The 24,870-nt window shown below is 70.4% G+C and carries 26 protein-coding genes; 13 read left to right on the plus strand and 13 right to left on the minus strand.

The features are described from left to right. Nucleotides 1-27: 27 nt before the first annotated feature. Both GGQ87_RS02075 and GGQ87_RS02080 read right to left on the minus strand, forming a co-directional pair. Nucleotides 28-474, minus strand: a complete 447-nt coding sequence (locus GGQ87_RS02075) for a DMT family transporter (protein ID WP_168045056.1) — start codon at nt 472-474, stop codon at nt 28-30. Nucleotides 475-483: 9 nt separating this feature from the next. Then, nucleotides 484-957 carry an NUDIX domain-containing protein gene (locus GGQ87_RS02080; RefSeq protein ID WP_168045057.1) on the minus strand — a complete coding sequence of 158 codons (474 nt, stop codon included), beginning with the start codon at nt 955-957 and terminating at the stop codon, nt 484-486. 27 nt (nt 958-984) lie between these two features. On the opposite strand from GGQ87_RS02080, the gene GGQ87_RS15540 reads away from it, so the two are divergent. The 6 genes from GGQ87_RS15540 to GGQ87_RS02105 all read left to right on the plus strand — a co-directional run bounded on the left by GGQ87_RS15540 (nt 985) and on the right by GGQ87_RS02105 (nt 3,829). Next, nucleotides 985-1,116, plus strand: a complete 132-nt coding sequence (locus GGQ87_RS15540) for a hypothetical protein (protein WP_280644089.1) — start codon at nt 985-987, stop codon at nt 1,114-1,116. Beyond that, complete coding sequence (locus GGQ87_RS02085) at nt 1,109-1,867, plus strand: SDR family oxidoreductase (protein ID WP_168045058.1); 759 nt, start codon at nt 1,109-1,111, stop codon at nt 1,865-1,867. Before GGQ87_RS15540 ends, GGQ87_RS02085 begins: the two co-directional genes overlap by 8 nt. A gap of 3 nt (nt 1,868-1,870) precedes the next feature. After that, the gene (folB, locus tag GGQ87_RS02090; protein WP_342448284.1) at nt 1,871-2,275 is read left to right on the plus strand and encodes a dihydroneopterin aldolase; all 405 of its coding nucleotides are present in this window, start codon (nt 1,871-1,873) and stop codon (nt 2,273-2,275) included. Nucleotides 2,276-2,347: 72 nt separating this feature from the next. Continuing rightward, nucleotides 2,348-3,007 carry a hypothetical protein gene (locus GGQ87_RS02095; protein ID WP_168045059.1) on the plus strand — a complete coding sequence of 220 codons (660 nt, stop codon included), beginning with the start codon at nt 2,348-2,350 and terminating at the stop codon, nt 3,005-3,007. A gap of 13 nt (nt 3,008-3,020) precedes the next feature. Next, nucleotides 3,021-3,419 (plus strand): hypothetical protein, encoded by a 399-nt coding sequence (locus GGQ87_RS02100; RefSeq protein WP_168045060.1) that lies wholly within the window; start codon nt 3,021-3,023, stop codon nt 3,417-3,419. Between the two features lie 122 nt (nt 3,420-3,541). Continuing rightward, nucleotides 3,542-3,829, plus strand: coding sequence for a GNAT family N-acetyltransferase (locus GGQ87_RS02105; RefSeq protein WP_168045061.1), 288 nt, complete (start codon nt 3,542-3,544; stop codon nt 3,827-3,829). On the opposite strand, the gene GGQ87_RS02110 is transcribed toward GGQ87_RS02105, so the two are convergent. After that, nucleotides 3,826-4,812: an SDR family oxidoreductase gene (locus GGQ87_RS02110; protein WP_168045062.1), complete on the minus strand. Its 987-nt coding sequence runs from the start codon at nt 4,810-4,812 to the stop codon at nt 3,826-3,828. The two genes, GGQ87_RS02105 and GGQ87_RS02110, sit on opposite strands and share 4 nt — an antisense overlap. 91 nt (nt 4,813-4,903) lie before the next feature. On the opposite strand from GGQ87_RS02110, the gene GGQ87_RS02115 reads away from it, so the two are divergent. Then, nucleotides 4,904-5,530, plus strand: a complete 627-nt coding sequence (locus GGQ87_RS02115; protein ID WP_168045063.1) for a DUF4126 domain-containing protein — start codon at nt 4,904-4,906, stop codon at nt 5,528-5,530. Here GGQ87_RS02115 and GGQ87_RS02120 read toward each other — a convergent pair. Then, complete coding sequence (locus tag GGQ87_RS02120) at nt 5,527-5,835, minus strand: hypothetical protein (protein ID WP_168045064.1); 309 nt, start codon at nt 5,833-5,835, stop codon at nt 5,527-5,529. The genes GGQ87_RS02115 and GGQ87_RS02120 overlap by 4 nt on opposite strands. Nucleotides 5,836-5,964: 129 nt before the next feature. Next, the gene (gene dusA / locus GGQ87_RS02125; RefSeq protein ID WP_168045065.1) at nt 5,965-6,978 is read right to left on the minus strand and encodes a tRNA dihydrouridine(20/20a) synthase DusA; all 1,014 of its coding nucleotides are present in this window, start codon (nt 6,976-6,978) and stop codon (nt 5,965-5,967) included. Nucleotides 6,979-7,072: 94 nt separating this feature from the next. On the opposite strand from dusA, the gene GGQ87_RS02130 reads away from it, so the two are divergent. Next, nucleotides 7,073-7,642, plus strand: coding sequence for a DUF4142 domain-containing protein (locus GGQ87_RS02130; RefSeq protein WP_168045066.1), 570 nt, complete (start codon nt 7,073-7,075; stop codon nt 7,640-7,642). 38 nt (nt 7,643-7,680) lie between these two features. Here GGQ87_RS02130 and GGQ87_RS02135 read toward each other — a convergent pair whose 3' ends face one another. Beyond that, nucleotides 7,681-9,537: a monovalent cation:proton antiporter-2 (CPA2) family protein gene (locus GGQ87_RS02135; RefSeq protein WP_168045067.1), complete on the minus strand. Its 1,857-nt coding sequence runs from the start codon at nt 9,535-9,537 to the stop codon at nt 7,681-7,683. Nucleotides 9,538-9,682: 145 nt separating this feature from the next. On the opposite strand from GGQ87_RS02135, the gene GGQ87_RS02140 reads away from it, so the two are divergent. Continuing rightward, a complete protein-coding gene (locus tag GGQ87_RS02140) occupies nt 9,683-11,521 on the plus strand; it encodes a vWA domain-containing protein (RefSeq protein ID WP_168045068.1) in 1,839 nt (612 codons plus the stop codon). A gap of 188 nt (nt 11,522-11,709) precedes the next feature. Continuing rightward, nucleotides 11,710-12,906 (plus strand): winged helix-turn-helix domain-containing protein, encoded by a 1,197-nt coding sequence (locus GGQ87_RS02145; RefSeq protein WP_342448285.1) that lies wholly within the window; start codon nt 11,710-11,712, stop codon nt 12,904-12,906. 194 nt (nt 12,907-13,100) lie between these two features. Here GGQ87_RS02145 and amaB read toward each other — a convergent pair whose 3' ends face one another. Continuing rightward, the gene (amaB, locus tag GGQ87_RS02150; RefSeq protein WP_425339263.1) at nt 13,101-14,609 is read right to left on the minus strand and encodes an L-piperidine-6-carboxylate dehydrogenase; all 1,509 of its coding nucleotides are present in this window, start codon (nt 14,607-14,609) and stop codon (nt 13,101-13,103) included. A gap of 98 nt (nt 14,610-14,707) precedes the next feature. Here amaB and GGQ87_RS02155 point away from each other — a divergent pair, with 98 nt between their 5' ends. The 3 genes from GGQ87_RS02155 (at nt 14,708) to GGQ87_RS02165 (ending at nt 18,298) form a co-directional block, all read left to right on the plus strand. Continuing rightward, on the plus strand, nt 14,708-15,118 hold the full coding sequence (locus GGQ87_RS02155; RefSeq protein WP_168045071.1) for a CBS domain-containing protein: 411 nt from the start codon (nt 14,708-14,710) through the stop codon (nt 15,116-15,118). Between the two features lie 92 nt (nt 15,119-15,210). Then, entirely contained in the window at nt 15,211-15,780 is a 570-nt protein-coding gene (locus GGQ87_RS02160; RefSeq protein WP_168045072.1) for a hypothetical protein, read from the plus strand. 109 nt (nt 15,781-15,889) lie between these two features. Next, the gene (locus tag GGQ87_RS02165) at nt 15,890-18,298 is read left to right on the plus strand and encodes a sensor histidine kinase (RefSeq protein WP_168045073.1); all 2,409 of its coding nucleotides are present in this window, start codon (nt 15,890-15,892) and stop codon (nt 18,296-18,298) included. 6 nt (nt 18,299-18,304) lie between these two features. Here the strand turns inward: GGQ87_RS02165 and GGQ87_RS02170 are convergent, their stop codons facing one another. From GGQ87_RS02170 to GGQ87_RS02195, 6 genes are all read right to left on the minus strand, one after another. Further along, entirely contained in the window at nt 18,305-18,817 is a 513-nt protein-coding gene (locus tag GGQ87_RS02170) for a periplasmic heavy metal sensor (RefSeq protein ID WP_168045074.1), read from the minus strand. Beyond that, complete coding sequence (locus tag GGQ87_RS02175) at nt 18,814-19,242, minus strand: hypothetical protein (protein WP_168045075.1); 429 nt, start codon at nt 19,240-19,242, stop codon at nt 18,814-18,816. The genes GGQ87_RS02170 and GGQ87_RS02175 overlap by 4 nt, the downstream gene beginning before the upstream one ends. After that, the gene (locus tag GGQ87_RS02180; protein WP_168045076.1) at nt 19,242-19,811 is read right to left on the minus strand and encodes an RNA polymerase sigma factor; all 570 of its coding nucleotides are present in this window, start codon (nt 19,809-19,811) and stop codon (nt 19,242-19,244) included. Before GGQ87_RS02180 ends, GGQ87_RS02175 begins: the two co-directional genes overlap by 1 nt. A 64-nt stretch (nt 19,812-19,875) precedes the next feature. Continuing rightward, nucleotides 19,876-20,505: an EF-hand domain-containing protein gene (locus GGQ87_RS02185; RefSeq protein WP_168045077.1), complete on the minus strand. Its 630-nt coding sequence runs from the start codon at nt 20,503-20,505 to the stop codon at nt 19,876-19,878. 65 nt (nt 20,506-20,570) lie between these two features. Next, entirely contained in the window at nt 20,571-23,459 is a 2,889-nt protein-coding gene (locus GGQ87_RS02190; protein ID WP_168045078.1) for a bifunctional [glutamine synthetase] adenylyltransferase/[glutamine synthetase]-adenylyl-L-tyrosine phosphorylase, read from the minus strand. Then, complete coding sequence (locus tag GGQ87_RS02195; RefSeq protein ID WP_168045079.1) at nt 23,456-24,868, minus strand: sensor histidine kinase; 1,413 nt, start codon at nt 24,866-24,868, stop codon at nt 23,456-23,458. Before GGQ87_RS02195 ends, GGQ87_RS02190 begins: the two co-directional genes overlap by 4 nt. Nucleotides 24,869-24,870: the final 2 nt, after the last annotated feature.

The raw sequence follows: 24,870 nt of genomic DNA on the forward strand, positions 1-24,870 counted from the left end.
GGCGCGCGGCGTAGCGTCAGCAGACGATCAGAATTTGCGGACCATGACGACGCCGCAGATGACCAGCGCCACGCCGGCCATCCGGCCCCAGTTGATCGGGTGCGCCGGCATGCCGAATGCGCCGAAATGGTCGAGGATCAGGCCGATCAACAGCTGACCCGCCACCATCAGGGTGATGGTCAGGGCGACGCCGAGGCGCGGCACGCCCCAAGCCGCGGCGACGACGAAGACTGCGCCGTAAAGCCCTCCGACCCAGGCGTACCAGGGCAGGTTCCGCGCCGCCGCGATGTCGGGCCGCGCCTGCAGGAACATAGCCAGGATGCCCAGCGCCGCCGTGCCGACCGCGAAGGAGACGAAGGCGGCGTTCACCGGCGAGCCGACGGCGGTCATCAGCCGGGCGTTGGTCGGCGCCTGCAGAGCGGTCGCGCCGCCCGCGAGGATGACGGCGATCATGGGGAGGAGCATCGGATTCATGGGCTCTCGCTACCAGCTTGCGGCGCGGTCCGCACCGGCGAAAACCTCCGCCAGCCGATCCCGGGTCGCGCGGTGGGTGTCTTCGGGAAGATGGTGCGGGTCGAACCAGCCGACCTCCGCGATCTCGCCGTGGCTCGTGCGGTCGGTCAGGGTGAAGCGGTCGATGCGGTAGACCAGCACGTGGTCGCCGCGGAAATGGCGTTCGTTCGAGTGGACACTGAGCAGCGCCAGCCGGCCCTCGACGATCAAGCCCGCTTCTTCGCGCATCTCGCGGATCAGGGCGTCCTCCGCCGTCTGGCCGCGTTCGACACCGCCGCCGGGCAGCCACCAGCCGTGCAGATAGGTGTGTTTGACGAGCAGAACGCGACCATGCGCATCCACCGCGACGCCGCGTACGCCCAGCGTCATGCCGCGCGATGCCCGGGCGACCGCGAAGAACAGGGGCCGGGTGAAGGGCTCGATCCGGGTGCGCCACGTCGTCATCCCGGAACGATAGGGCCTGACGCCTTCTTGAACAGCCGGGCCGCGCGCTTTATTGCCGGGCCCAACAAGGAGCATCGCATGCTGGCCCTCTTCATCATCCTCGGCTTCGTCGCCGTTCTCGCCGCGATCAACTTCATCGAGTTCGGCCGGGTTGACTGAGCCCGCGGCCCGCTCAGGCGCCGCCCTCGTCACCGGCGGAGGCCGTCGCATCGGCCGGGCCATCTGTCTGGAGCTGGCGCGGGCCGGCTTCGACATCCTCATCCACTATCGTTCGTCGGCCGATGAGGCCGAGGCCGTCGCCGGCGAGGTGCGGGCGCTGGGCCGCCGCGCCACCACAGTAAGCGCCGATCTGTCGGACGAGACCGCGACCCGGCGGCTGATCCCCGATGCGGCCGCCGCGCTCGGCCCGCTGGCGGTGCTGGTCAACAACGCCTCGGTGTTCGAAGACGACCGGGTCGGCTCCCTGTCGCGGGACACGTGGGACGCGCACATGGAAACCAATCTGCGTGCGCCGATCGTTCTGGCCGAGGCCTTCGCCGAACAGGCGCCGGACGGGGCGGCCATCGTCAACCTGCTGGATCAGCGGGTGCTGAAACCGGATCCGCGGTTCATTTCCTACGCCCTGTCGCGCAACGGCCTTTGGTGGGCGACGCGGACGCTGGCGCAGGCTTTGGCGCCGCGCATCCGGGTCAACGGCGTCGGGCCGGGGCCGACGCTGCCGTCGACGCATCAAACACCCGAAGAGTTTCAGGCCGAGGCCGAGGCCACGCCGCTGGCCCGCGCCGGCAGCCCTGAGGCCGTGGCCGCGGCGGTGCGCTGGCTGGTGGATGCCGAACTGGTGACGGGCCAGATGATCGCCGTCGACGGGGGCCAGCATCTCGCCTGGAAAACCCCGGACATCGTGGAGTAGCCCGTGGCAGCCTCATCCCCCGTGCCCTTTCCGGGCGCCGACGCCGCACCGGGCATCCGCCGTGAGGCCCTCACCGTGTTCGTGCGCGGACTGGAGGTCGAGGCCGGCATCGGCGTGCACGATCATGAGCTGGGCCGGCTGCAGCGACTGGTCATCGACGTCACACTGAACCTCACGCCGGCGGCGGTCGAGCGGCTGGCCGATACGATCAATTACGAGACCGTGGCCGAGGCCGCCCGCGGCATCGCCGCCGAGGGTCATGTCGGTCTGGTGGAGACTTTCGCCGAGCGGCTGGCCGTCGCCATGCTGTCGGACAGCCGCGTACGACGCTGCGCGGTGCGCATCGAAAAGCCCGGGGCGCTGGACGGCGCGGCCGCTCCGGGCTGCGAAGTGACGCTGGCGCGCTGAAGCGGCGCGTTCGGCGGTTGCGCCCGTCGCGGCAGACCGTCATTCTGGACCCAAGGACTCGAAGGACCCCTGATGGCCGAACCCGGCGATCCGCACGATCCCGACGATCACGACGACCTGATCGGCTTCGCCTCGCCGGCGTCGCTGCAGGGCCGTGTTCGAAGCCCCGCCGAGCCGCAACGCCCGTCAGAGGCGGGGCGGATTCCGCCGGAACCGGAGGACGATCTGTTCACTGCGTCGGTGGCCACCACCATTCCGATCGAACCCGAACCTGTCGCGCCGGCTCCCGCGCCGGAACCCGCACCGCGGCCGTACGAGGCTCCCGTCGCCGCGTCCGCCTTCGAACCCTCGCCCGGGTTCTCCGCCCGCCCGGGGCCGCGCGAACCCAAGGGCATTCCGGGAGGCGGCATGGGCCTGTACGCCGTCTACGCGCTGATCCTTTTCGCCATCCCGACGCTGGGAGCCTCGGCGCTGATCGGCCTGCTCGCGGTCACGGGCCGGGCCGGACCCGAAGACCCGTTGTCGCTGTCGCACTTCCTCTATCAGCAGCGGACGCTCTGGACCGCGGCGGTGGCTGTGGCCGTGGGTCTGATCTTCTTCCTGGTGCCGTTCGGGCTCGGCCCGGCCATCATGTTCTTCGCCGCCCTGTGGCTGGTCGCCCGCGGCGCCGCCGGCGTCTGGGCGCTGAAAGCCGGACGCCCGATCGCCAATCCGCGCGGCTGGTGGATCTGAAGGGGACCTCGCCATGACCTCCACGCCTCCGAACCACGAACCGATCTTCAAGTCGGGCGGCTCCGAAGAGGGCAAGGTCGCCGCGCTGATCGCGTGGGCGCTCTTCATCCTGTCGATCCCCAGCGCCAATGTGCTGGTGCTTGTCGGACTGGTGGTGGCCTATGCCGGACGGAGCTCCGCATCCGGCGTCGCGCTCGAACATCTGAACGCGCAAATCCGGCTGTTCTGGTCGGTGTTCTGGTGGACGATCGCCTGCTGGATCGCGATCGGCGTGAGCATCGTCGGCAGCATGATCCTGATCGGTATTCCGTTCCTGCTGCTGTTCCTGCTGCTTTGGTTCCTGATCAGCGTCTGGTTCACGGTGAAGAGCGTCTTCGGCCTGATTGCGCTGTTGGGCGACCGCGTCCCCTGAGGCCTTGCTGCGACAGGTCCCGGCGAAATCGTCGCAGACGCTGATCGGCGAGGAACGGACCAACGCTGCCGGTGTTGCCGCCAGAGTCGCCGCGCCAACATATGGACAGGGAGTTCCAAGCCATGACCGATCTCCGTGACGTCATAGCCGACCAGCGGTTCGAGCAGGGCTTCGCCGACGCCGACGGCCAGATCCGCACGGTCTTCGCTGACTATGCGGTGAAGGGCGAGACCCGGGTGATCCTTCACGTCGAGGCCGATCCGGCGCTGCGGGGCAGCGGGGCCGCGGGAACCTTCATGCAGTCTCTGGCCGAGCACGCGCGGGCCGAGGGGCTGAAGCTGGCGCCCCGGTGCAGCTACGCCGTCGTCTGGCTGAAGCGGCACCGGGAATACGACGACGTGGTCGCCTAGCCGCCGCTGTAGCCGCCGATGATCGGCAGGATTTCGCCGGTGATGTAGCTGGAGCACTGGGGCGAGGCGAGGAAGACGTAGGCGGGCGCGATCTCCTCGGGCTGGGCCGGACGCTTCATCACGGTTTTCGAGCCGAATTTCGCGACCTTCTCCGGCTCCTGGTCAGCGGGATTTAGCGGGGTCCAGACCGGGCCGGGCGCGACGACGTTCACGCGGATCCCCTTGGGCGCGAGATGGGTGCCGAGGGAGCGCGCGAAGGCGTGGATGCCGCCCTTGGTCATCGAATAGTCGAGCAGGTTGTCGTTGCCCATGATGCCGGTCACCGAACCGGTCATGACGATGGCGCCGCCCGACTTCATGTGCGGGACGGCGGCCTTCACAAGGTTGAAGTAGCCGTAGAGATTGGTCTTCAGCGTCCGGTCGAAATGCTCGAGCGTCAGGTCCTCCAGCGCCTCGACATGTTCCTGGAAGGCGGCGTTGGGGACGACCACGTCGAGGCGTCCGAAGGCGTCCAAAGTCGCTTTCACAGCCGCCTCGGAGAAGGCCGGGTCGGCTGCGTCGCCCTTGAGCACGATGGCGCGGCGGCCTTCGGCCTCGACGGCCGCCTTGGCGTCCGCGGCGTCGTTGTCTTCATCGAGGTGGCAGATGGCGACGTCGCAACCTTCGCGGGCGAACAGCACGGCGACCGCGCGGCCGATGCCGGAGTCCGATCCGGTGATGATGGCGGCCATGCCTTCCAGCTTGCCCGAGCCCTTCCAGAACGGCGCGTCGTACATGGGCGCGGGATCGAGCGCGGCCTCGTCTCCGGGCTTGCGCTGGTGCTGCTCGGGGAAGGGCGGTTCGGGGTATTTGCGTGCGCCCGCCTGAACCGCGCCCTCGTCCTTCGACCCGCCGCCTTCGGAGGCCTTGGCGTCGATCTCCGCCTGAATCTTACGCTCCTGTTCGGCGATGGTTTCGGCGCGGGTCTCGAAGCGGTCGTCCATGGTTCGGCTCCTGTCTCGGGGATCAAGACAAAGTCGATGGAGCGGCCGGGTGTTCCCGCGCATTGTAGCGGAGCGGTTGAAGGAGCGGACGATGCCCGAGGTCGATATGGAGGCGCTTGGCGCGGCGGCCGGGCCGCTGCAGGTCTGGGTGCTGCCCGCCCTGTTGGGACTGGGGCTGGCGTCGGCGACCGGGCTGCGGACCTTTCTGCCGTTGCTGATGCTGGCGCTGGCGGCGCGGTTCGAGATGTTCGGGGTTCGGCTGATCGACCAGATGGACTGGCTGGTGTCATGGCCCGCCATAGCGGCGCTGGGGGTGGCGACCGGCGCGGAGTTCCTCGGCGACAAGGTGCCGGCGATCGATCACGGCCTGAACGCGATCGGCTATGTGACGCGGCCGGTCGCGGGAGCGGTCGCGGCGGGCAGCGTGTTCTGGGCCGTCGATCCGACCATGGCGGCGGTCGCCGGGCTGATCGTCGGCGCGCCGGCGGCGCTGGCGTTCAACGCGGCCCAGACGGGCGTGAGGGTGGGATCGACCGCGACCACCGGCGGCCTCGGCAATCCGGTGGTGTCCTTGATCGAGGACGTGCTGGCCTTCTTCACGGTGATCCTCGCCTTCCTGGCGCCGATCGTGATCCCGCTGGTGCTGGTCCTGCTGGCCGTCGTGGTGTTCCGCCTGGCGCGCCGCATTCGCGAGCGGCGGGAGCCCCGGCCGGCCTAGAGGGCGCGGCCGACGATAGCCTTCAGGGTCTCGGCCTTGGCCGGGAGGTCCGACGACAGGCGGCCGGCGATTTCGCGCGCTCCAACCGGGTAGGCATCGCCGCCCTCTGCGATCTCACGGGCCATCCGCGAAGCTTCCAGCAGCACCCGCTCCAGCGCCTCGACCTGTTCGACGGCGAGGGCGCGGGCTTCCATCTGCAGCCGCCTGACGCGTTCGGAGGTGGTCTCCGGCGTGCGCATCAGGTCATAGATTTCGGCGTCCCCGGGAACGAGGCGCAGGGCAGGCTTGGGCGGGCTCTTCGGCATGGCATACTCCTGCCAAGCCAATGCAAAGCGGCGCCGCAATGTTCCCTCGCCGGAAGGTAAACGGGCGACAACCGCGGCCGGTGTGTTTCCGTTGCATCACGAAGGCGGCGCCGGACGGGTGCGGCCGGTTCAGGCGGCCTCGGTGCGGAGGTCGGCGCGGGCCTCTGCCTCGCGCACAGCGTCGACCGCGCGGTCGACGACCTCGAGCCCCGCGCCGGAGCGGACGCCCTCGACGGTCAGGATGCGCCGGAAGGCGCGCGCGCCCGGCCGGCCGTGCATCAGGCCCAGCATGTGCCGGGTCATGGCGGGCAGGTGGACGCCCTCATCCAGACGCGCCGCCATATAGGGGCGGTAGCGGTTGATGGCCTCGAACGCGTCGACGTCGGCGGTCGCGGCGCCAAACAGGCGGCGGTCAGCCTGCCCGAGAATGGCGGGCTCGTGATAGGCGGCGCGGCCGAGCATGACACCGTCCAGTTGCACGCCGTCGGAGGCGTCGAGGTGCGTCTCGGCCTCATCAAGCGACGCGATCCCGCCGTTGATGCTGACCGACAGGTGCGGCCGCTCGCGCTTGAGCCGGCGCACGAGCGCGTAGTCGAGCGGCGGGACGTCGCGGTTTTCCTTGGGCGACAGGCCCTGCAGCCAGGCCTTGCGGGCATGGACAATGAAGACCTCAACGCCGACCGCGGCGCAGGCGTCGACGGTCTCGAACAGCGAGATCTCGGGGTCTTGATCGTCGACGCCGATGCGGCATTTGACGGTGGCGGGGATCGAGACTGCCGAGCGGATCGCGGCCATGCAATCGGCGACCAACTGCGGCTCGCGCATCAGGCAGGCGCCGAAACGGCCCGACTGGACCCGATCGGAAGGGCAGCCAACGTTGAGATTGATCTCGTCATAGCCGAAGCCTGCGCCGATGCGGGCTGCCTCAGCCAGCTGGTCAGGATCGGAGCCGCCGAGCTGAAGCGCCACCGGATGTTCGACGGGGTCGAAGCCCAGAAGCCGCTCGCGGTCGCCGTGCAGAACGGCCGGTGCGGTGACCATCTCGGTATAGAGCAGGGCCCGGGACGTGAGGGTGCGATGGAACGCCCGGCAGTGCCGGTCGGTCCAGTCCATCATCGGGGCGATCGAGAGGCGGCGGTCCATCGGGCGGGCTCCTTACACGGAACCGGGGCCGGAGGCGACCTCTGGAACCTTTGGCATTCGGCCCGGTTTTCGGAGACTCCAAGGAGGAAATCCCATGATCAGACCACTTCTCGCCGGCGTCGCCTGCGTCGCCCTGCTCTCCGCCTGCAACAAGGAACAGAGCCCCGAAGCCGTCGACAAGGCCCAGGACATGGCCGCCGCTCCGGTCGGCCAAGCGTCCGCCGCCACGATGGGCGCGAACATGGTGTCGGCCTATGTGCCGAACGCCGCCATGGCCGATATGTACGAAATCCAGGCCGCCGACATCGCGCTGCAGCGTTCGAAGAATGCGCAGGTCAAGGAGCTGGCGACGATGATCAAGACCGATCACACCGCCGCGTCCAACGCCATGAAGGCGATGCTGCCGCAGGCCGCGCCGGAGATCACGCCGCCGACCGGGCTCGACGAGCGCCGTCAGGGGCTGATCGACAACCTGCGCTCGGCCTCGGCCGAGACGTTCGACCGGGCTTACATCGATCAGCAGATCGCCGCCCACAACGAGGCGCTGACCCTGCACCGCGGGTTCTCGGACAATGAGTCGCCGCTGGCGGCGCACGCCCGCTCGGTGGTGCCGAAGATCGAGGCGCACCTGCGTCAGGCGGAACAGATCAAGGGCGCGATGTAATTATCGGCGCCGTTGGCTGAACGAGGGGCCGGCGCCGATCAGGCGCCGGCCTTTTCGCGTTCCTCGTCCTCTTCCAGCGCCTCGGCCGCCTCTTCGTTGAGCGCCGTGCCCTCGCGGCGCGGTTTGACGTAGGGCTCGGGACGGGTGGTGCGGATATTGCCGCGCATCAGGGAGCGGCCGCCTTGAATACCCTCGACCAGCTGGATGCCCAGCCGTTCCTCGTCGCGGCGGCGGACATCCTCGATGGTCTCCCGCGCCTCCTGACCGGAGAAGCCGAGATCAATCAGCACCTGCTCGCCGAACACCAGGGCGGATTCGAAGGTCTCGCGCAGCTGGTATTCGACGCCGGCCTGCACGAGGCGGATGGCGTGGCCGCGGTCGTAGGCGCGGACGAACAGTTTGGTCAGTGGGAACTCGGCCTTGACGAGCTCGACAATGCGGTCGGCGGTTTCCTGCTTGTCGACGCAGACGAGGATGGTTTCGGCGGTCTCGGCTCCGGAGGCGTGGAGGACGTCGAGGCGGGAGCCGTCGCCGTAGAAGACCTTGAAGCCGAAATTGCCGGCGGCCTGAATCATCTCGACGTCCATGTCGATGATGGAGACGTCGACGTCGCGGGCCAGCAGGGGCTGGGACACGACCTGGGCGAAGCGGCCGAAGCCGATGATCAGGACCCGCTCGCGCAGGTTCTTCGCCCGGTCCACGCCTTCGGCGTCGTCGGGAGAGAGGTCCTCGTTCGGGCGCAGCCGGTCGGCCAGCATGACCCGGAGCGGCGTCAGGGCCATCGAGAGGATGACGACGGCGGAAAGGATGGCGGCGGTGCGGGCGTCGAACAGACCGGCGGCGAAGGCGGTGGAATAGAGGACGAAGGCGAACTCGCCGCCCTCGCCCATCAGGGCGGCGCGCAGCAGCCCTTCGCCGTGCTTCTGCTTGAGCCGGGCGACGACATAGACGGCGAGCATCTTGGCCGACATGAAGGCCGCCAGCCCGCCGAGCACCCACGCCCAGTCGGCGACCACGACGCGCAGGTCGAGCGACATGCCGACGCTGAGGAAGAAGAGGCCGAGCAGCAGACCGCGGAACGGCTCCACGTCGGCTTCAAGCTGGTGCCGGAAGGTCGATTCCGAGAGCAGCACGCCGGCGAGGAAGGCGCCCATGGCCATCGACAACCCGCCGAGGTTCATGGCGTAGGCCGCGCCCAGCACCACGAACAGGGCGCCCATGGTCATGATCTCGCGGCCGCCGTAGCGGGCCAGCAGGCGGAAGAACGGGTTCACGACCCACCGGCCGGCGACATAGACGACTGCCACCGCGCCGATGGCGAGGCCGACGGTCATCCAGATCGGATTGCCGGTCTCGACGGCCGAGCCGTAGGTTCCCGCCAGCACCGCCACCAGCGCCAGCAGCGGCACGATCGCGAGGTCTTCGAACAGGAGGATGGAGACGACGCGCTGGCCGCCCGGATCGGCGTTCTCGTTCCGCTCCTGCAGCAGCTGCATGACGATGGCGGTCGAGGACAGGGCGAAGCCGAAGCCGGCGATCACCGCCGCATACCAGACGAGGCCCGCGGCCATGGCGAGGCCGGTCAGCAGCAGGGCGCAGAGCAGCACCTGTACCGCCCCAAGCCCGAAGATCTCGCGTCTCATGCTCCAGAGGCGGGCGGGCCGCATCTCCAGACCGATGATGAAGAGGAACATGACGACGCCGAACTCGGCCACGTGCAGCACGGACTCGGGCTCGCGCACCAGACCCAGGGCTGAAGGGCCGATCAGAAGGCCGGCGGCGAGATAGCCGAGTACGGAGCCGAGGCCGAAGCGGCGAAACAGGGTTGCGGCCACGACCATGGCGGCGAGCAAGGCCACCGCGTGCCCCAGACCCATGCTGGTCGTCTCGTGCATTGCGGGTCCCTCTGTGTGCGGCAAGCGTCATAGTGGGGTTCCGGAGGGGCGAGCGCCACCCCGTCAGGCTTCGTCAGACGACCTTGTCGTGTTTTGCGCCGAGGATGGTCCCGTGCAGAACTGGCACTGACAGGGAGAGACGCCGATGACGACCTATCCGCTGAGACGCAGTCTGGCCGCCGTGCTGGCGGTCTCCCTCGCCGCCCCGCTGGCGCCCGCGCCGGCCGCGGCCTCGGTCAGCCGGCCGGATCGGGTGGTCGACGGCGTGGTCTCGCCCGAGAACTGCCGCCGGGTCGGCATCAACCTCGCGCCGGAGCCGCGGGGGGATATTCCTCGGGGCAGGATCATGAGTTCCGTCGCCCCGCCGCCCGCGCCGATGCCGCCGCCTCCCCCGCCTCCGCCGCCGCCGCCACCCCCTGTCGCCCAGGCGACGCAGATGGACGAGGTGGTGATGTCCGGCTCAAGGATTCGCCGTGACAGCGTCACCGCCGGAGCGCCGGTCGTCGCCGTCGGCCGCGAGGCCGCGAGGGCGCCAGCCTATGTGCCGGCGGACACCGAGCGCTATCCTGACGCGACCCCGAACCCGGTGCGGCGCGTCGCCGAAGAGCCGGTTTCGACCTTCTCAATCGACGTCGACACGGCCAGCTATTCCAACGTCCGCCGCTTCCTCGGCGAGGGGCAGCTGCCGCCCGCCGACGCCGTGCGGGTCGAGGAGATGATCAATTATTTCGACTACGGCTACGAGCGTCCGCGCTCGGCGTCGGAGCCGTTCGCCATCACCACGGCGGTGGCGGCGTCGCCCTGGTCGCCGGGCCGGCAGATCGTCCATGTCGGACTGCAGGGCTATGAACTGCCCGCGAGCGAGCGGCGGCCGCTGAACCTGACCTTCATGGTCGACGTGTCGGGTTCGATGCAGTCGGAGGACAAGCTGGCGCTGGCGCAGAAGTCGATGAACCTGATCATCGACCGACTGCGGCCAGAGGACATGGTCGCGGTGACCTTCTACGCCTCGGACGTCGGCACCGCGGTGGGGCCGACGCCCGGCACGCAAAAGCTGAAGCTGCGCTGCGCCGTGGCGGCCCTGAACGCGGGTGGATCGACCGCCGGGGCGCAGGGCATGGTCAACGCCTATCGTCAGGCCGAGGCCGCATTCGGACGCGAGAAGGTCAACCGCATCCTGATGTTCACCGACGGCGACTTCAACGTCGGTGTGACGGACACCGAGCGGCTGGAGGACTATGTCGCCGCCAAGCGCGAGACGGGCATCTATCTGTCGGTTTACGGCTTCGGGCGCGGCAACTACCAGGACGCGCGGATGCAGGCGATCACCCAGGCCGGCAACGGCACGGCGGCCTATGTCGACGACCTGAACGAGGCCCGCCGCCTGTTCGGGCCGGCCTTCGAACGGGGAGCCTTCCCGATCGCCGACGACGTCAAGATCCAGGTCGAGTTCAATCCGGCCCGCGTCTCCGAATACCGACTGATCGGCTACGAGACCCGGATGCTGAACGAGGAGGACTTCAACAACGACCGCGTCGATGCGGGCGAGGTGGGGTCCGGGGCGTCGGTGACCGCCGTGTACGAGATCACCCCTGTCGGCGGGCCGAGCCAGATCGCCGAGCGGCGCTACGACCAGAACCGTCTGGGCGTCGGGGGCGGCGATCCGTCGGGCGAGGTCGGCTTCGTGCAGGTCCGATACAAGCTGCCGGGCCAGCGGGACTCGCGCCTGATCCAGCGCGTCGTGTCGAACAGCGGCGCGGGCCGGGTCTCGGCCCAGCCGCCCGAGAGCACCCGCTGGGCGCTGGCCGTCGCCGCCTTCGGCCAGAAGCTGCGCAACGATCCCTGGATGGGCGACGGCTACGGCTGGAACGACATCGTCGAGCAGGCGCAGGGCGCCCGCGGCGAAGACCCGTATGGCGAGCGGGCCGAGTTCGTGCAGATGGTCCGGGCGGCGGCGGGAATGCCGGTGCAGACGAGGCCTTAGGTCCGTGCTGCCTTCTCCCGATGGGAGAAGGTGGCGGGGCGGAGCCCCGTCGGATGAGGGTCGGCTGGTTGAAGCGGCGAAGCCGTGCCGGAACAGTCGACCCTCACCCTTTCGCGCAAGAACGACGGCTTTGCCGCCGTGCGCTCAAGCCCTCTCCCATCGGGAGAGGGTTCGTGCATGGTGGGGGTGTGACCGAAACTCTCTCCCCCAAGACCGCCCGCCGGATCGCCCTCGCCGCGCAGGGGTTCGGGCGTGCGCGTCCCACGGAGCCCGGCCGGAAGCATGTCCGCGACCTCGTCAGCAGGCTCGGCGTGGTGCAGATCGACAGCGTCAATGTCGTCACGCGAACCCACTATCTGCCGGCCTTCTCGCGGCTAGGAGATTATCCGCGGCAGGCGCTGGAGGCGGAGGCGTGGGGGGCGCGGCGGAGCCTGTTCGAATACTGGGGGCACGAGGCGTCGCTGCTGCCGATGGAGTTGCAGCCGCTGCTGCGCTGGCGGATGGCGCGGGCCGAGGCGGGGGAGATGTGGACAGGGCTGTCCCGGTTCGGGCGCGAGCGGCGGGACTATATCGAGGGGGTGCTGGCGGAGATCGAACGGCGCGGGCCGGTGACCGGCGGGGACTTCAACGACGCGCCGCGGGGAGCGCCGGGCTGGTGGTCGTGGTCCGACGGCAAGCGGGCGCTGGAATGGCTGTTCTGGGCCGGGATGATCACCACGAAGACGCGGCGCGGGTTCGAGCGGGTCTATGATCTGACGGAGCGGGCCCTGCCGGCCCGGATCGTCGACCTGCCGACCCCGGACGAGGCAGATGCGCAGCGCGAACTGATCCGGCTGTCGGCGCGGGCGACGGGCGTGGCGACGATGGCCGACCTGCGGGACTATTACCGGCTGCCGCTGGCGGAGACGAAGGCGCGGATCGCGGAACTGGTCGAGGCGGGTGAGCTGACGCCGGTTTCGGTCAAGGGCTGGCGGCAGGAGGCGTATCTGGCGCCGGGCGCGAGGACGCCGCGGAAGGTAGCGGCAGCGGCCCTGCTGTCGCCGTTCGACAATCTGATCTGGGCCCGCGACCGGACCGAGCGGCTGTTCGGAACGCGGGTGCGACTGGAGATCTACACCCCGGCGCACAAGCGGACGCACGGCTACTATGTGCTGCCGTTCCTCGAGGACGAGGCAATCACGGCGCGGGTCGATCTGAAGTCGGACCGGCAGGCGGGCGTGCTGCGGGTTCAGGCCGCGTGGCGCGAACCGGATGCGACAGCGGAGACGCCGGAGCAGCTGACGGTGGAACTGCGGCGGATGGCCGGGTGGCTGGGGCTGGGCGGCGTCGAGGTCGCCGGGAAGGGCGATCTCGCCGATGCGCTGGAAGCGGTGGTCAGTTCGTGATCATTTCGGCCACGGAATTGCGGTGAGTTGGACCAGTTCGAGCGAACAGGTTCTGCAGATTGGTGCGTTTCTCCGTCCCCTTATGGGGAGGGTGGATCGCGAAGCGAGACGGGTGGGGCACGGCCGACACCGCCCCACCCTGTCGTCGCTGCGCGCCGAGATCCCTCCCCATTAAGGGGAGGGAGAAGCGATCCTCAGACGTCGAACTTCACGCCCTGGGCCAGAGGGAGGTCGCGGCTGAAGTTCACCGTCTGGGTCTGGCGGCGCATATAGGCCTTCCAGGCGTCCGAACCGGATTCGCGGCCGCCGCCGGTGTCCTTTTCACCGCCGAAGGCCCCACCAATCTCGGCGCCGGAGGGACCGATGTTGACGTTGGCGATGCCGCAGTCGGAGCCCCAGGCGGAGAGGAATTGCTCGGCCTCGCGGACGCTGTCGGTGAAGACGCAGGAGCTGAGGCCCTGCGGCACGGCGTTCTGCATCGCCACGGCCTCGTCGAAGTCCGACCACGTCAGGACGTAGAGGATCGGGGCGAAGGTCTCGTGCTCGACCACCGCGGTCTGCGCCGGCATGCGGACGATGGCGGGACGGACATAGACGCCGTCGCGGTCGACGGGGTCGCCACCGACAGCAATCTCGCCGCCCTGTTCCACGGCCTGCGCCAGAGCGGCGTCGAAGCCGCTGCGGGCGGCGGTGTCGATCAGCGGGCCGACCAGGGTAGCGCTCTCCCTCGGGTCGCCGACCGGCAGCGTTTCGTAGGCCTTCTTCAGCCGCGCGATCAGGGCGTCGGCGATGCTCTCGTGGACCAGCAGGCGGCGCAGGGAGGTGCAGCGCTGGCCGCAGGTGCCGACAGCGGAGAAGGCGATGGCGCGGACCGCCATGTCGAGGTCGGCGCTGGGCGTGACGATCATGGCGTTGTTGCCGCCCAGCTCCAGCAGCGAGCGGCCGAGACGGGCGGCGACGGTCTGGGCCACGGCCTTGCCCATGCGGGTCGAGCCGGTGGCGGAGACCAGCGGAATGCGCGGGTCGGCGGCGAGGCGTTCGCCGGTCTCGCGACCGCCGATGACGAGCTGTGAGAGACCCTCGGGCGCATCCCCGAAGCGGGCGATGGCGCGGTCGAGGATGGCGTGGGTGGCGAGGGCGGTCAGGGGCGTCTTCTCGGACGGCTTCCAGATCACCGGATCGCCGCAGACGAGCGCGAGGCAGGCGTTCCAGGCCCAGACGGCGACCGGGAAGTTGAAGGCGGAGATGACCAGCACGGGACCGAGCGGCTGCCAGGTCTCGCGCATGTGGTGGCCGGGGCGCTCGCTGGGCAGGGTGAGGCCGTAGAGCTGGCGCGACAGGCCGACGGCGAAGTCGCAGACATCGATCATCTCCTGCACCTCGCCGAGGCCCTCGGAGACGATCTTGCCGGCTTCGAGGGTGACGAGGCGGGCGAGATCGTCCTTCGAGGCGCGAAGCTCCTCGCCGAGCAGGCGGACGAGTTCGCCGCGGCGGGGCGCGGGCACGCGCTTCCACTGATCGAAGGCGGCGGCCGAGCGGGTGACGACCGCATCGACGTCATCGGTCTCCCGCACCGCGCCGGCGGTGGAGCCGTCGACAGGCGAGCGGGTGGTGAGCGTTCCGCCCCAGACGGCTTCGCCCAGGCCCAGCCGGTTCAGGATCGCCTTCGCCTCGTTCGCCGCCGTCATCTCGCCTCTCCGCATCAGCGGGGCCGTTTAGCCCGGCGCGGCGGCGGACGAAAGCGGAACCGGGGCGGCGGCGGGGGGTTCTGTCGCCAAGCCGACAATCAGGAGACTGCCCGATGAAAGTTCGCGACGTGATGAGCAAGGACGTTCAGGTCGCCCGTCCGGGCGACACCCTGCAGGAAGTTGCGGAGCGGATGCGCGCCGGCGACTTCGGCTTCATGCCCGTGGCCGACGGGGACAAGCTGATCGGCACGATCACGGATCGGGACATCGCCATACGGGCGGTGGCGGGCGGCGCGGCGCCCAGCGCCCCGGTGGTCGAATACATCACGCGCGACCCGCATACGGCCCGCTACGACGACGACCTGCAGTCGGTGCTGTCCGCCATGGGCGGCAAGCAGATCCGCCGCCTCCCGGTGCTGGACAAGGACGACCGGCTGGTCGGCGTCGTCTCGCTGGGCGACCTGTCGACGCGGGTGAAGGAGAAGTATGCGGGCGAGGCGCTGGAAGACATTTCGCGCCCCTAGCGGACGGCGGCGCAAGGTCTGCTTAACCCTTTCGCCAAACCACGTGTTCACCCGCGCCGGCGCATGTTCGCCATTCACGACGGGAGACGCCGATGGCGCGCGCGCAGTTCCAGAAGGGTCAGAAGGTCTGGGTCGAGTGTGTCGGCGCCTGGGCCCAGATCGAAAAGGTCCAGCCGGTCTGGGCCAAGGGCTTCGAGGAGCCGGTGCGCGTCACCTACGACGTCGGGCTGGGTCGCGAATTCCTCGGTCACGAACTGCTGCTGCCGACGGAAGATCCGTCGGCGCAGATCGGCGAGAACTGGCGTCTGATGCGCGCGCGGAACAAGTGGCAGACGGCGGAGGACACGCCGCACCATCCGTTCCCCGGCACCTATCCGGTCGTCGTGACGGACAAGGCGGACTGGGGCGGCTGGCGCGTGCCGGGCGCCGAGTATGACCGTGACCCCGACCAGATCGAATTCCAGGCCCGGCTGATCGCCGCCTCGCCGAGGCTGATGGCCCTGGCGCAGAGGATGGTGGCGGCGGTGGACGACGCGCCGGACGACGCGCCGCCGGAGATGCTGCTGCTGGCGCGGGACGCCCGCACCCTGCTGAAGAGCGTGACGGACGTGCTGGCGGCGCCCGAGACCACGGGCGCGGCGGCCCCCTCGCGGGCGGCCTGAACCGGACCGTCCCCTGAAATGAACCTGCCGTGGGGCAACCAACCCTCGACAGGAATCCGCGACGCAGCCTAGATTCAGCCATCGTCGCCGAATCGTCCGGGAGAGCGCCTTGCGGGGCAATGAGCGCCGCATAACCCCGCAAGGACGGCGCGCCCAGGACCGGCGCAAGGGCCCACCCGCTTGGGTGCGGATCGCCATTCTCGCCGTCACCCTGGCTGTCGCCGCCTATGTGCTTCTGTTCGCTCGCGAAATGGCGAGACCGGGACAGGAGGCGGACGCCCTGCGCATGGCGGCGGTGGACCGCGAGGCGCGCATGCTGGCGCTGGAACTGGAGACGCGGATCGCGCCGGTGGAGGCTGCTGTGCGGGCGGCGGCCCGCTCGACGGGGGCCGTGCAGGCGATCGAACAGGCCCGCACCGCCGCGCCCGGCCGCGCCTTCGCCGTGCTGGCCCCTGATGGACGCGCAGTCGCCGCCTCTGGCGCGCCGGCGGACGAATTCGCGGCGGCGGCCGGCAAGCCGAGGCTGGCGGCGGACGGGACGGCGCTGCTGGTGTCCGGAAGCCTGCCGGGCGGGAACCGGCTGGTGGGGCGGGCGCCCCTGCCCTCTCTGGCGACCACCGACGGCGTGGACCTGTCGCTGCTGTCCGGGCCGCGCACGCTTCTGGCCGGAGGCGCCGATCCCGAGCAGGCGCAGGCCCTGACCGGCGCGGCGGCGGACGGGCGGGGTCAGGGGATGACGCTGACGGTCGGCGACGGCGCGGTTCGGCGGACGACGGTGGCGGTGGGCGAGACGGGGCTGATCGCCGTCGCCTCGACCCCGGTCAGCGTGGGTGCTGGAGCCCTGCTGGACGACGCCTGGGTGCTGACTGCGCCGGTCGCCATCGGCGTGCTGGTGCTGCTGCTGGCCCTGCTGCAGCAGCGGAAACAGCAGGGGATCAGCCGGGAATGGGCGGCGTCGGAGCGGCGCTTCCGCGGGGCGGTCGAGGCGGCCCGGTGCGGCGTCTGGGACTGGGATCTCGAAAGCGGCCAGATCCTGTTGTCGGACTATATGGCCGACCTGATGGGGCTGGAGCGGACGGGGGCGGTGTCGGCCGAGGTCATGATGGAGCGCATCCATCCGCGCTACCGCGGCGCCGTCGAGCATGCGCTGCGGCAGGCGGAGACGTTCGGGGCCTTCGAGGTCAGCTTCCCGGTGCCGGACGCGCAGGGCCGCGCCCGCTGGATAGACGCCCGCGGGCAGGCGCGAGGCGAACGCGGCGAGGACGGCTTCACCTCGATCCTCGGCATCGCGCTGGACACCACGGAGGCGCGGCGGGCCAAGGCCCACGCGCAGGCCGCCGAGAGCCGGCTGCGGGACGGTATCGAGAGCGTGTCGGACGCCTTCGTGCTGTTCGACCGGCAGGGGCGGCTGATCCTGTCCAACCAGGCCTTCCATGACGCCTTCGCCTTCGAGCCGGGCGTGGTGCGCAAGGGGGCGCTGAAGACCGATCTGAACCGAATCGCGGCCCTCGCCATCAAGTCTGACCAGCCGGCGCCCGGCGGCCGGGCGGGCGCGCGCGAGGTCGAACTCTACGACGGCCGCTGGCTGCAACTGGTCGAGCGGTTCACCTCGGACGGCGGCTCCGTCGTCACCGCGGCCGATATCACGGCCATCAAGCAGAAGGAGGCGGAGCGCCAGCGCGCCACCGAGCGGCTGCACGTCACCATCACCGAGCTGGAAGACCGCGAGGAGAAGCTGTCGCTTCTGGCGAGGAAATACGAAGTGGCCATGACCCGGGCCGAGGCGGCGAACCAGGCCAAGTCGGAATTCCTCGCCAATATGAGCCACGAGCTGCGGACGCCGCTCAACGCCATCAACGGCTTCTCGGAGATCATGGCCGGCGAGATGTTCGGGGCGCTGGGCGACGCGCGATACAAGGGCTATGCGGCCGACATCCTGAAGTCAGGCCAGCACCTGCTGAGCCTGATCAACGACATCCTCGACATGGCCAAGATCGAGGCCGGCAAGCTGACGCTGCACTACGAGGAAGTGTCGCTGAAGGAGATCGTCGACGACGCCGCCCGGCTGATGCGCGGGCGGGTCGAGGAGGCGGGACTGAAACTGCTGGTCGACGCGCCAGAGCTGCCGACGATCGAGGCGGACCATCGCGGTCTGAAGCAGGTGGTGCTGAACCTGCTGTCGAACGCCGTGAAATTCACGCCAGAGGGCGGCGACATCGTCGTGGCCCTGTCCCGGGAGGACGACGACCGGGTGCGGGTGGCGGTCACCGATACCGGCATCGGCATCGCCGCCGAAGATCTGGGGCGTCTGGCCCGACCGTTCGAACAGGTCGAGGGGCAGCACTCCAAGACCAATCAGGGCACCGGTCTGGGACTGGCGCTGACCAAGTCGCTGATTGAGTTGCACGGCGGCACTCTGGTGCTGGACAGCGAACCCGGTCGGGGCACGACGGTCAGCTTCGACCTGCCGATCCGGCGACCGGACGAGGCGACCGTCAGTCAGGCGCAAGCCGCCTGAGGACGATCACCCGGCGGCGCGGGAGCGCTCCGGACCCGCTTTCCCGTCGGCCTTCTCACGCACCACGATACGCCCGCGGCGGGTGAGGATTTCCGAAAGCGCGGCGCGATCGGCCGGCTCCAGCGTGGCCAGCACCGAGACGGCGTCGGCCTCGAGCCGCGCACGGCCCCGCAACTCCGCGACCCGCGACTGCTCAAGCAGGGCGGAAACTCGCGCGGGGTCGAAGTCCGCCGAACGCGCCCGGGTGATGGCCTCGCGCCGCTTGAGACGGGTTTCCTCGAAGTCCGGGTGGGCGGCGAGTGCCGAGGCTCGCAGGGTGTCGCGCACGCGCTCACGGACGGCTGGGTCGAGCCCTTCGACCACGGTCAGGAAGGAGCGGTCACGTGGGGCCCGATGCTGGGCGTCGAGCCGGTGCTCGACGTTGGCGCGGCCCACCAGCAGGGTGGCGCCGGCCGCCACCGCGAACAGGTTCAGCGCCACCGAGGCGGCGAGCGCGATCTTGAGGGTTCTGGCGTTCACCCGAGCACCTCCGTGTCATCGACCCCGAGGAGCGACGCCTGATAGAGGACCGCGTCGGCCTGGGCGTCGGCGGCGAAATTGGCGGTCATGATGACGCCCGCGGCCACACCGGCGCAGGTGGCGACCGCCCAGCCGGCGCCGAAGGCCAGCGACAGGCGGTCGATCCACACCCGACCGGTGCGACCGGCCCTGCCGCTCGCCGTGACGGCCGCAGCCAGCACACGATCCCGCAGCGCCATCGACACCTGCGGCGTCGGCGAGCGGTGCAGAAGGGCGTCCAGCGCATCGGCGTCATCGAGCGCCGGAGCAGCGACATCCGCATGGGCCGCGGCGAAGGCCTCAGCCGCCGCGCGTTCATCCTCGGGCCAATGGCGCCGGTCGGCCCCGTAGGCGGCCACAAGGGCGTGAAAACGTTCCGCCGTCATCACTTCGATACTCCTTCGGCGCCGGGCCGGTGTTCGGCCAGAGCCAGTCGCAACGCCCGCCGTCCCCGCGACAGCAGACTTTCCAGCGCCTCGATGCTGATCTCCATCAGCCCCGCGGCCTCGATATTCGACAGTTCCTGATAATGGCACAGCACGATGGCTTCGCGTTGCCTGTCGGGCAAGCGGGCCAGGGCGCCGTTGACGGCCGCGCCGACGTCGGCGGCGAGCAGGCCCCGGTCCGGGGCCGGTCCCTCGTCGCGCCGTTCGGGCGGAGCGTCGGTGGGAATCTCCCGCCGCCGCCGCAGCCGGTCATAGCAGAGGTTCAGAGCCACCCGGTGCAGCCAGGTGTCAAAACGGGCGCGGCCGGAGACCCAGCGCGGCGCCTGCCGCCACGCCCGCACCATGGCCTCCTGAGCGACGTCCTCGGCCTCGACGGGGTCGCCAAGCATCCGCTGGGCAAGCGCCAGCATACGCGGGAGCTTGCGCGCGACCATAGCCTGGATCGCCGCCGGGTCACCCTGACCCACGCGGCGCACCAGTTCCTCGTCGGGGTCGGCGAAAGTCGCCATCCGGCCTCGTGCGAACGTTGCTGCAAGGCCGGGATGGTCGAGGACCGCCGCGCCCGTCATCTGCTTACTCCGAAGCGGGCGCCGGAGGCGACGCCTGTTGCGCATTCCGGGCCGCGCGACGGTGGGACACGCGCTCGCGGCGATTCTCGCGACGATCGGTCCGGGCCTCGCCGCGCTCGGCTACCGTGATGTAGCCGTCGTGGTCGGCGTCGAGGCGGGCGAAGGCGGCCTCGGCTCTTGCCTGCGCCTCGGCGATGACGACCGGACCCCGGCTCTCCATCCGGTGTTCGCGGCGGGCCTGACGGACGCCGGCGTGACGGGCGCGGCGCGGCGCGCGGTCGGCCCGGCCTTCGGCGCGATGCTCGCGGCGGACGTCGAACTCGCTCTTGCTGATCACGCCGTCGTCGTCGGCGTCGAGTCGGTCGAACCGGACGTCGGCGCGTCCGGCGCGGCGGGCCATGGCGACGGCGCGGCGTTCGTCGGCGGTGACCGAGCCGTCACGGTTGGCGTCGGCGGCGGCGAGGCGTTCCAAGCGCCGGCCCATGAATTCGGCCTGGCTGATGCGCTGATCGCCGTCCGCGTCGGCGCGGAGGCCGCGCGCATGGGGTCGCTCGGACGCCTGCTGAGCCAACGCCCCGCCGGCCGCCGCGAGGGTCAGGGCGGCCAGAGCGCCGGTTACAAGGGTCTTCTTCATCTCGGTGTCTCCAAGGCCGCCCGACGCGGCCAACCACCCTGTCTGAGAGTGAAACGGAGCTCCGATCACTCTCCGTCGCGGACGGCCGGGAGGGCCTGCTCGAAGGCGGCCCGGGCGGCGGCGCGGCGTTCGACCAAGGCGGCTTTCAGGGCGTCGAAATGCTCGAAGCCGGCGGCCTCCGCGAGCCGTCGCTGGAAGCCCTCCGGCTCCTGCTCCGGGTCGGGACGGTCATCGAAGGCCGCGCTCAGCATCTGGCTGAGGGCCTGTTGCAGGCGCCACGCCTCGGCCAGGGCGGAATCGTCGGCGAGGGCTTCGAGCGTGGAGACGGTAAGGGATTCATCGGCGGCGGCGCGGCGGAGCTGACGGACCTGCGCCACGAACTCCGCATCGACCTGTCCGCCGGCCACGAGCTTGAGGTCCCAGTCCCCCTGCCCGGACCGTTCGCGGGCCATCAGGTCACGCATGCGGCGAGCGTCGGCCGCGATCGGCGCCCCCGGTCTTGGACGGCGCAGGATGCCCTCGAGCGACGAGGCGACCCGCGCGCCAAAGTCCGCCTCATCGGCCCAGACCACGCGGGCCCGCGTCAGGGCCATGAACTCCCAGGTATCGGCCTCGGCGGCGTAATATTCCTCGACGGCCGAGAGGCGAAGGGAGACCGGGCCCTTGGCGGCGCCGGGCCGCAGCCGCATGTCGACCTCGTAGAGCCCGCCCTCGGCCGTGTGGGCCGAAAGCGCCGCGATCAGGCGCTGGGTGAAGCGGGAATAGAAGACTCCCGCGGCCCAGCCCTTGGCATCGGAGGTTGCGTCGGCCGGGGCGTCGTAGACGGTCATCAGATCGAGATCGGAGCTGGCCGTCATCTCGCTGGAACCCGCCTTGCCGAGGGCGACCACGGCGACGGCGCCGCCGGACAGGGCGCCGCCCTGACGCACGGTTTCGGCCATGGCGGCGGGGGCGAGGGCCCTGAGGCAGGCGTCCGCGAGGGTGGTGTAGGCGCGGCCGGCCTCCTCAGGGCCTACGCGGCCCGTGAGGGTCTGGACGCCGATGCGGAACATCTGCTCGCGGTGGACACGGCGGACCACGTTCATGGCGGTCTCGAAGTCGGGCGCGGCGGCGGCGTCGAGCGCCATCTGGCCGACCACGCCGGTCTCCTCCTCGATGCTGCGGGTGAAGCGGGCGTCGAGCATGCTGTCCAGCGCCGCCGGATAGCGGCCGAGCGTGCGGGCCAGACGCGGGGCGAAGGCCATGACGCCGACAACCAGCTCAAACAGCTTCGGCTGAGCGAGGAACAGCGCCTGGACCTGGACGCCGCCGCTCAGGCCCGAGAAAAAGACCGCGAAGCGGCGGAAGGCGGCGTCGGCGGCGCCGGTGTCGGCGAGGGCCGTCAGCAGGCGCGGCGCGAGGCGGGTGAACAGCTCGCGGCCGCGGGCGGTGCGGGTGGCGGGGATGCGGCCGTGGTGCCAGCTGCGGATGGTGTCGGCCACGGTGGCCGGTTCGGAAAAGCCCATGCGGGCGAGGGTGTCGAGCGTCTCCGGGTCGTTCTCGACGCCGGTGAAGACAAGCGAACCATAGGGGGACGACAGCGCCTCCTCGCCCTCGAACAGTTCGCCGTAGCGGCGGTTGACGCCGACCAGCAGGGCCTCGACGCGGGCGTCGAAGGCCGCGAGATCGCTGTCTCCGGCGAGGGCGGCGACGCGGGTGCGGGCGGCGGGCTCGAGCGGGAGGCTGTGGGTCTGCTCGTCTTCCAGCATCTGCACGCGGTGTTCGAGGCCGCGCAGCTCGATATAGGCCGCCGTCAGTTCGGCGCAGGCCTCGGGCGTCACGTGGCCGGCATCGCGCAGGGCGGCCAAGGCGTCGATCGTTCGGCAGCTGCGCAGAGCCGGGTCGCGGCCGCCGAGGATCAGCTGCTGGGTCTGGGCGAAGAACTCGATCTCGCGGATGCCGCCGCGGCCGAGCTTGAGGTTGGCGCCGGCGGCGTCGAGCCCCTCGCCTGTCTTGTGGACGTGGATCTGACGCTTGATCGACTGGATGTCGAGGATGGCGGGATAGTCGAGGCTGCGCCGCCAGATGAAGGGGGTGAGCGCCTTCAGGAACCCGTTTCCGGCCTCGACGTCGCCGAGCATGGCCCGGGCCTTGATGAAGGCGGCGCGCTCCCAATTCTGGCCGACGCTTTCGTAATAGGCGAGGGCCGTCGGGGCGGCGACGACGGGTGGAGTCGAAGAGGGGTCGGGACGCAGACGCAGGTCGACGCGGAAGACATAGCCGTCGCCGGTCCGCTCCTGCATGAGGGTGGACAGGGCCTGGGCGAGGCGATCGACGAACCGTTGCGGCTCCACGCCGTCGGCGAGGGCCGGGATCAGGGCCTCTGGCTCCCAGAACAGGCTGATGTCGATGTCGGAGGAGTAGTTGAGCTCGAAGGCGCCGTGCTTGCCCATGGCGAGGCCGAACAGGCCGGGGACGGGGCCACGGGGGTCGCCGGAGGCGCTGACCAGCTTGCCGCGTTCGCGCTGATCGTGGGCGACGGCGCGGAGGGCGGCGTTGACCGAGGCGTCGGCGAAACGGCTGAGGGCGGCGGTGACCTGATCGAGGTCCCAGACGCCGCCGAGATCGGCGAGGGCGGTCAGCAGATGGAGCTCGCCCTTGAGGCGGCGCAGCGGGGCGCGAAGATCGTCGGCGCCGCCGGTGAGGGTCTCAGTGACCGAGAGGATGGCGGCGAGGCGCTGTTCCGGCGGTTCCTCAAGCGTGGCGCGGAGGCGGTCCGGCCAGCGCCGGGCGAGGCCGAACAGATAGGGCGAGGCGGCGAAGACGGGGGCGAGCGCCGGCCAGGCTGCGTCGAAGGTCGGGAGCCATCCTGCATCGGTAGCGGGCTCGGCGAGGCGTTCGCGGGCGCGGTCGGCGGCTTCGGCATCGACGACGGGGCCGCACGGGACGAGCCCTGACGCGAGCGGCTGGCTCACGCCGCGTCCGCGGGCGGCAGGACGAGGGCGACCCGCAGGCCGGGGCCAAAGCCGCCGTATTCGCCGGGGCCCTCGTCGAGCTGGACCCGGCCGCCATGGGCCTCCAGCACGGCGCCGACCAGCGACAGGCCGAGGCCGGAGCCGGGCTCGGTACGGCTGTTGTCGAGGCGGACGAAGCGCTGGATGACGCGCTCGCGGTCGGCCTCGGGCACGCCGGGGCCGGTGTCGGTGATCGAGAACTCGATCTCGCCCGAGCTGCGGCGGCGGGCGCGCAGCATGACCGCACCGCCGACGGGGGTGTATTTGATGGCGTTGTCGATGACGTTCGCCAGAGCCTGGGCGAGGAAGGGCCGGTTGGCCTCGATCATCAGGCCGCGCTCGATCTCGGCGGAGAACTCCAGCCCCTTGTCCTCGGAAGCCGGCTCGTAGAGCTCGGCCATGTCGGCGGCGAGGTCGGCGGCGTCGAACAGCTGGGGGTCGGGCGTGCGGCCGGCGGCGGCCTGCAGCCGGGCGATGGCCAGCACGGTGTTGAAGGTCTTGAGCAGGTTGTCGGCTTCGTCGAGCGCCAGCTGCAGGGCGTCGACGCCGTCGATCTTGCCCGCCTCGGCGTCGATCAGTGACACCTCCAGCTTGGCGCGCATTCGGGTGAGGGGCGAGCGCAGGTCGTGGGCGATGGCGTCGCCTGCGTGGCGGATCGAGGCCATGGAGGCCTCCAGCCGGTCAAGCATGGTGTTGAGGCCGGCGCCGAGTTCATCCAGCTCGTCGCCCGAGTTGCGTACGGGGGCGCGGGCCTTGAGGTCGCCTTCCTGCACCGCGGTGACGACCTTGTTCAGCCGCCCCATGGAGCGTTCAAGATTGCGGCTTACCAGCGCCCCGCCGGCCAGGCCCAGCAGCAGGACGATGCCCATGGCGCCCCAGAGGGCCTGGGTCAGGCGGGCCAGATAGGCCTCGGTGTCGCCCATCGAGCGGCCGACGAGCAGCATCTCGCCCCCGGACAGCCGCACCTGCACGGCGCGCACCTGCGGCCGGTGGACCCGCCCGTCGGCGTCGGTCTCGGTGAAGGGGAAGGTGATCCACTCGCGATCCTCCTCCATCGACTCGATCGGGGACTGGTTCAGGCTGCCGGTGATCGTCGCGCCGTCCTTGTCGAGCATCAGATAGAGGAAGGCGCTCTGGGTCAGGGAGCGGTCGATCAGGGCCTTGTTGAGCGCGTCGATGCCGCGGGCGTCGTAGATTCCCTGCAGCACCTGCATCTCGCCGCCGACCTCGCGCTCGGCGTTGACCCGCGCCTCGGCGGCGGAGGCGAAATAGACATAGGCCAGGATGGCGCTGGCCGCCGCCGCGAACAGGGCGAGGAACAGCAGCGTCAGCCGGAAGGGCGTCCTGCGAAGGAGGGAGGGGAGCTTCATCG

The sequence above is a fragment of the Brevundimonas alba genome (assembly GCF_011927945.1).
GTDB lineage: Bacteria > Pseudomonadota > Alphaproteobacteria > Caulobacterales > Caulobacteraceae > Brevundimonas > Brevundimonas alba.

Excerpts from the sequence above, each read along its gene's own strand:
- GGQ87_RS02075 (WP_168045056.1), bottom strand. The coding sequence starts at position 474 with ATGAATCCGATGCTCCTCCCCATGATCGCCGTCATCCTCGCGGGCGGC.
- GGQ87_RS02080 (WP_168045057.1), bottom strand. The coding sequence starts at position 957 with ATGACGACGTGGCGCACCCGGATCGAGCCCTTCACCCGGCCCCTGTTC.
- GGQ87_RS02095 (WP_168045059.1), top strand. The coding sequence starts at position 2,348 with ATGGCCGAACCCGGCGATCCGCACGATCCCGACGATCACGACGACCTG.
- GGQ87_RS02100 (WP_168045060.1), top strand. The coding sequence starts at position 3,021 with ATGACCTCCACGCCTCCGAACCACGAACCGATCTTCAAGTCGGGCGGC.
- GGQ87_RS02105 (WP_168045061.1), top strand. The coding sequence starts at position 3,542 with ATGACCGATCTCCGTGACGTCATAGCCGACCAGCGGTTCGAGCAGGGC.
- GGQ87_RS02110 (WP_168045062.1), bottom strand. The coding sequence starts at position 4,812 with ATGGACGACCGCTTCGAGACCCGCGCCGAAACCATCGCCGAACAGGAG.
- GGQ87_RS02115 (WP_168045063.1), top strand. The coding sequence starts at position 4,904 with ATGCCCGAGGTCGATATGGAGGCGCTTGGCGCGGCGGCCGGGCCGCTG.
- GGQ87_RS02120 (WP_168045064.1), bottom strand. The coding sequence starts at position 5,835 with ATGCCGAAGAGCCCGCCCAAGCCTGCCCTGCGCCTCGTTCCCGGGGAC.
- dusA (WP_168045065.1), bottom strand. The coding sequence starts at position 6,978 with ATGGACCGCCGCCTCTCGATCGCCCCGATGATGGACTGGACCGACCGG.
- GGQ87_RS02130 (WP_168045066.1), top strand. The coding sequence starts at position 7,073 with ATGATCAGACCACTTCTCGCCGGCGTCGCCTGCGTCGCCCTGCTCTCC.
- GGQ87_RS02135 (WP_168045067.1), bottom strand. The coding sequence starts at position 9,537 with ATGCACGAGACGACCAGCATGGGTCTGGGGCACGCGGTGGCCTTGCTC.
- GGQ87_RS02140 (WP_168045068.1), top strand. The coding sequence starts at position 9,683 with ATGACGACCTATCCGCTGAGACGCAGTCTGGCCGCCGTGCTGGCGGTC.
- amaB (WP_425339263.1), bottom strand. The coding sequence starts at position 14,609 with ATGCGGAGAGGCGAGATGACGGCGGCGAACGAGGCGAAGGCGATCCTG.
- GGQ87_RS02155 (WP_168045071.1), top strand. The coding sequence starts at position 14,708 with ATGAAAGTTCGCGACGTGATGAGCAAGGACGTTCAGGTCGCCCGTCCG.
- GGQ87_RS02160 (WP_168045072.1), top strand. The coding sequence starts at position 15,211 with ATGGCGCGCGCGCAGTTCCAGAAGGGTCAGAAGGTCTGGGTCGAGTGT.
- GGQ87_RS02175 (WP_168045075.1), bottom strand. The coding sequence starts at position 19,242 with ATGACGGCGGAACGTTTTCACGCCCTTGTGGCCGCCTACGGGGCCGAC.
- GGQ87_RS02180 (WP_168045076.1), bottom strand. The coding sequence starts at position 19,811 with ATGGCGACTTTCGCCGACCCCGACGAGGAACTGGTGCGCCGCGTGGGT.
- GGQ87_RS02185 (WP_168045077.1), bottom strand. The coding sequence starts at position 20,505 with ATGAAGAAGACCCTTGTAACCGGCGCTCTGGCCGCCCTGACCCTCGCG.
- GGQ87_RS02195 (WP_168045079.1), bottom strand. The coding sequence starts at position 24,868 with ATGAAGCTCCCCTCCCTCCTTCGCAGGACGCCCTTCCGGCTGACGCTG.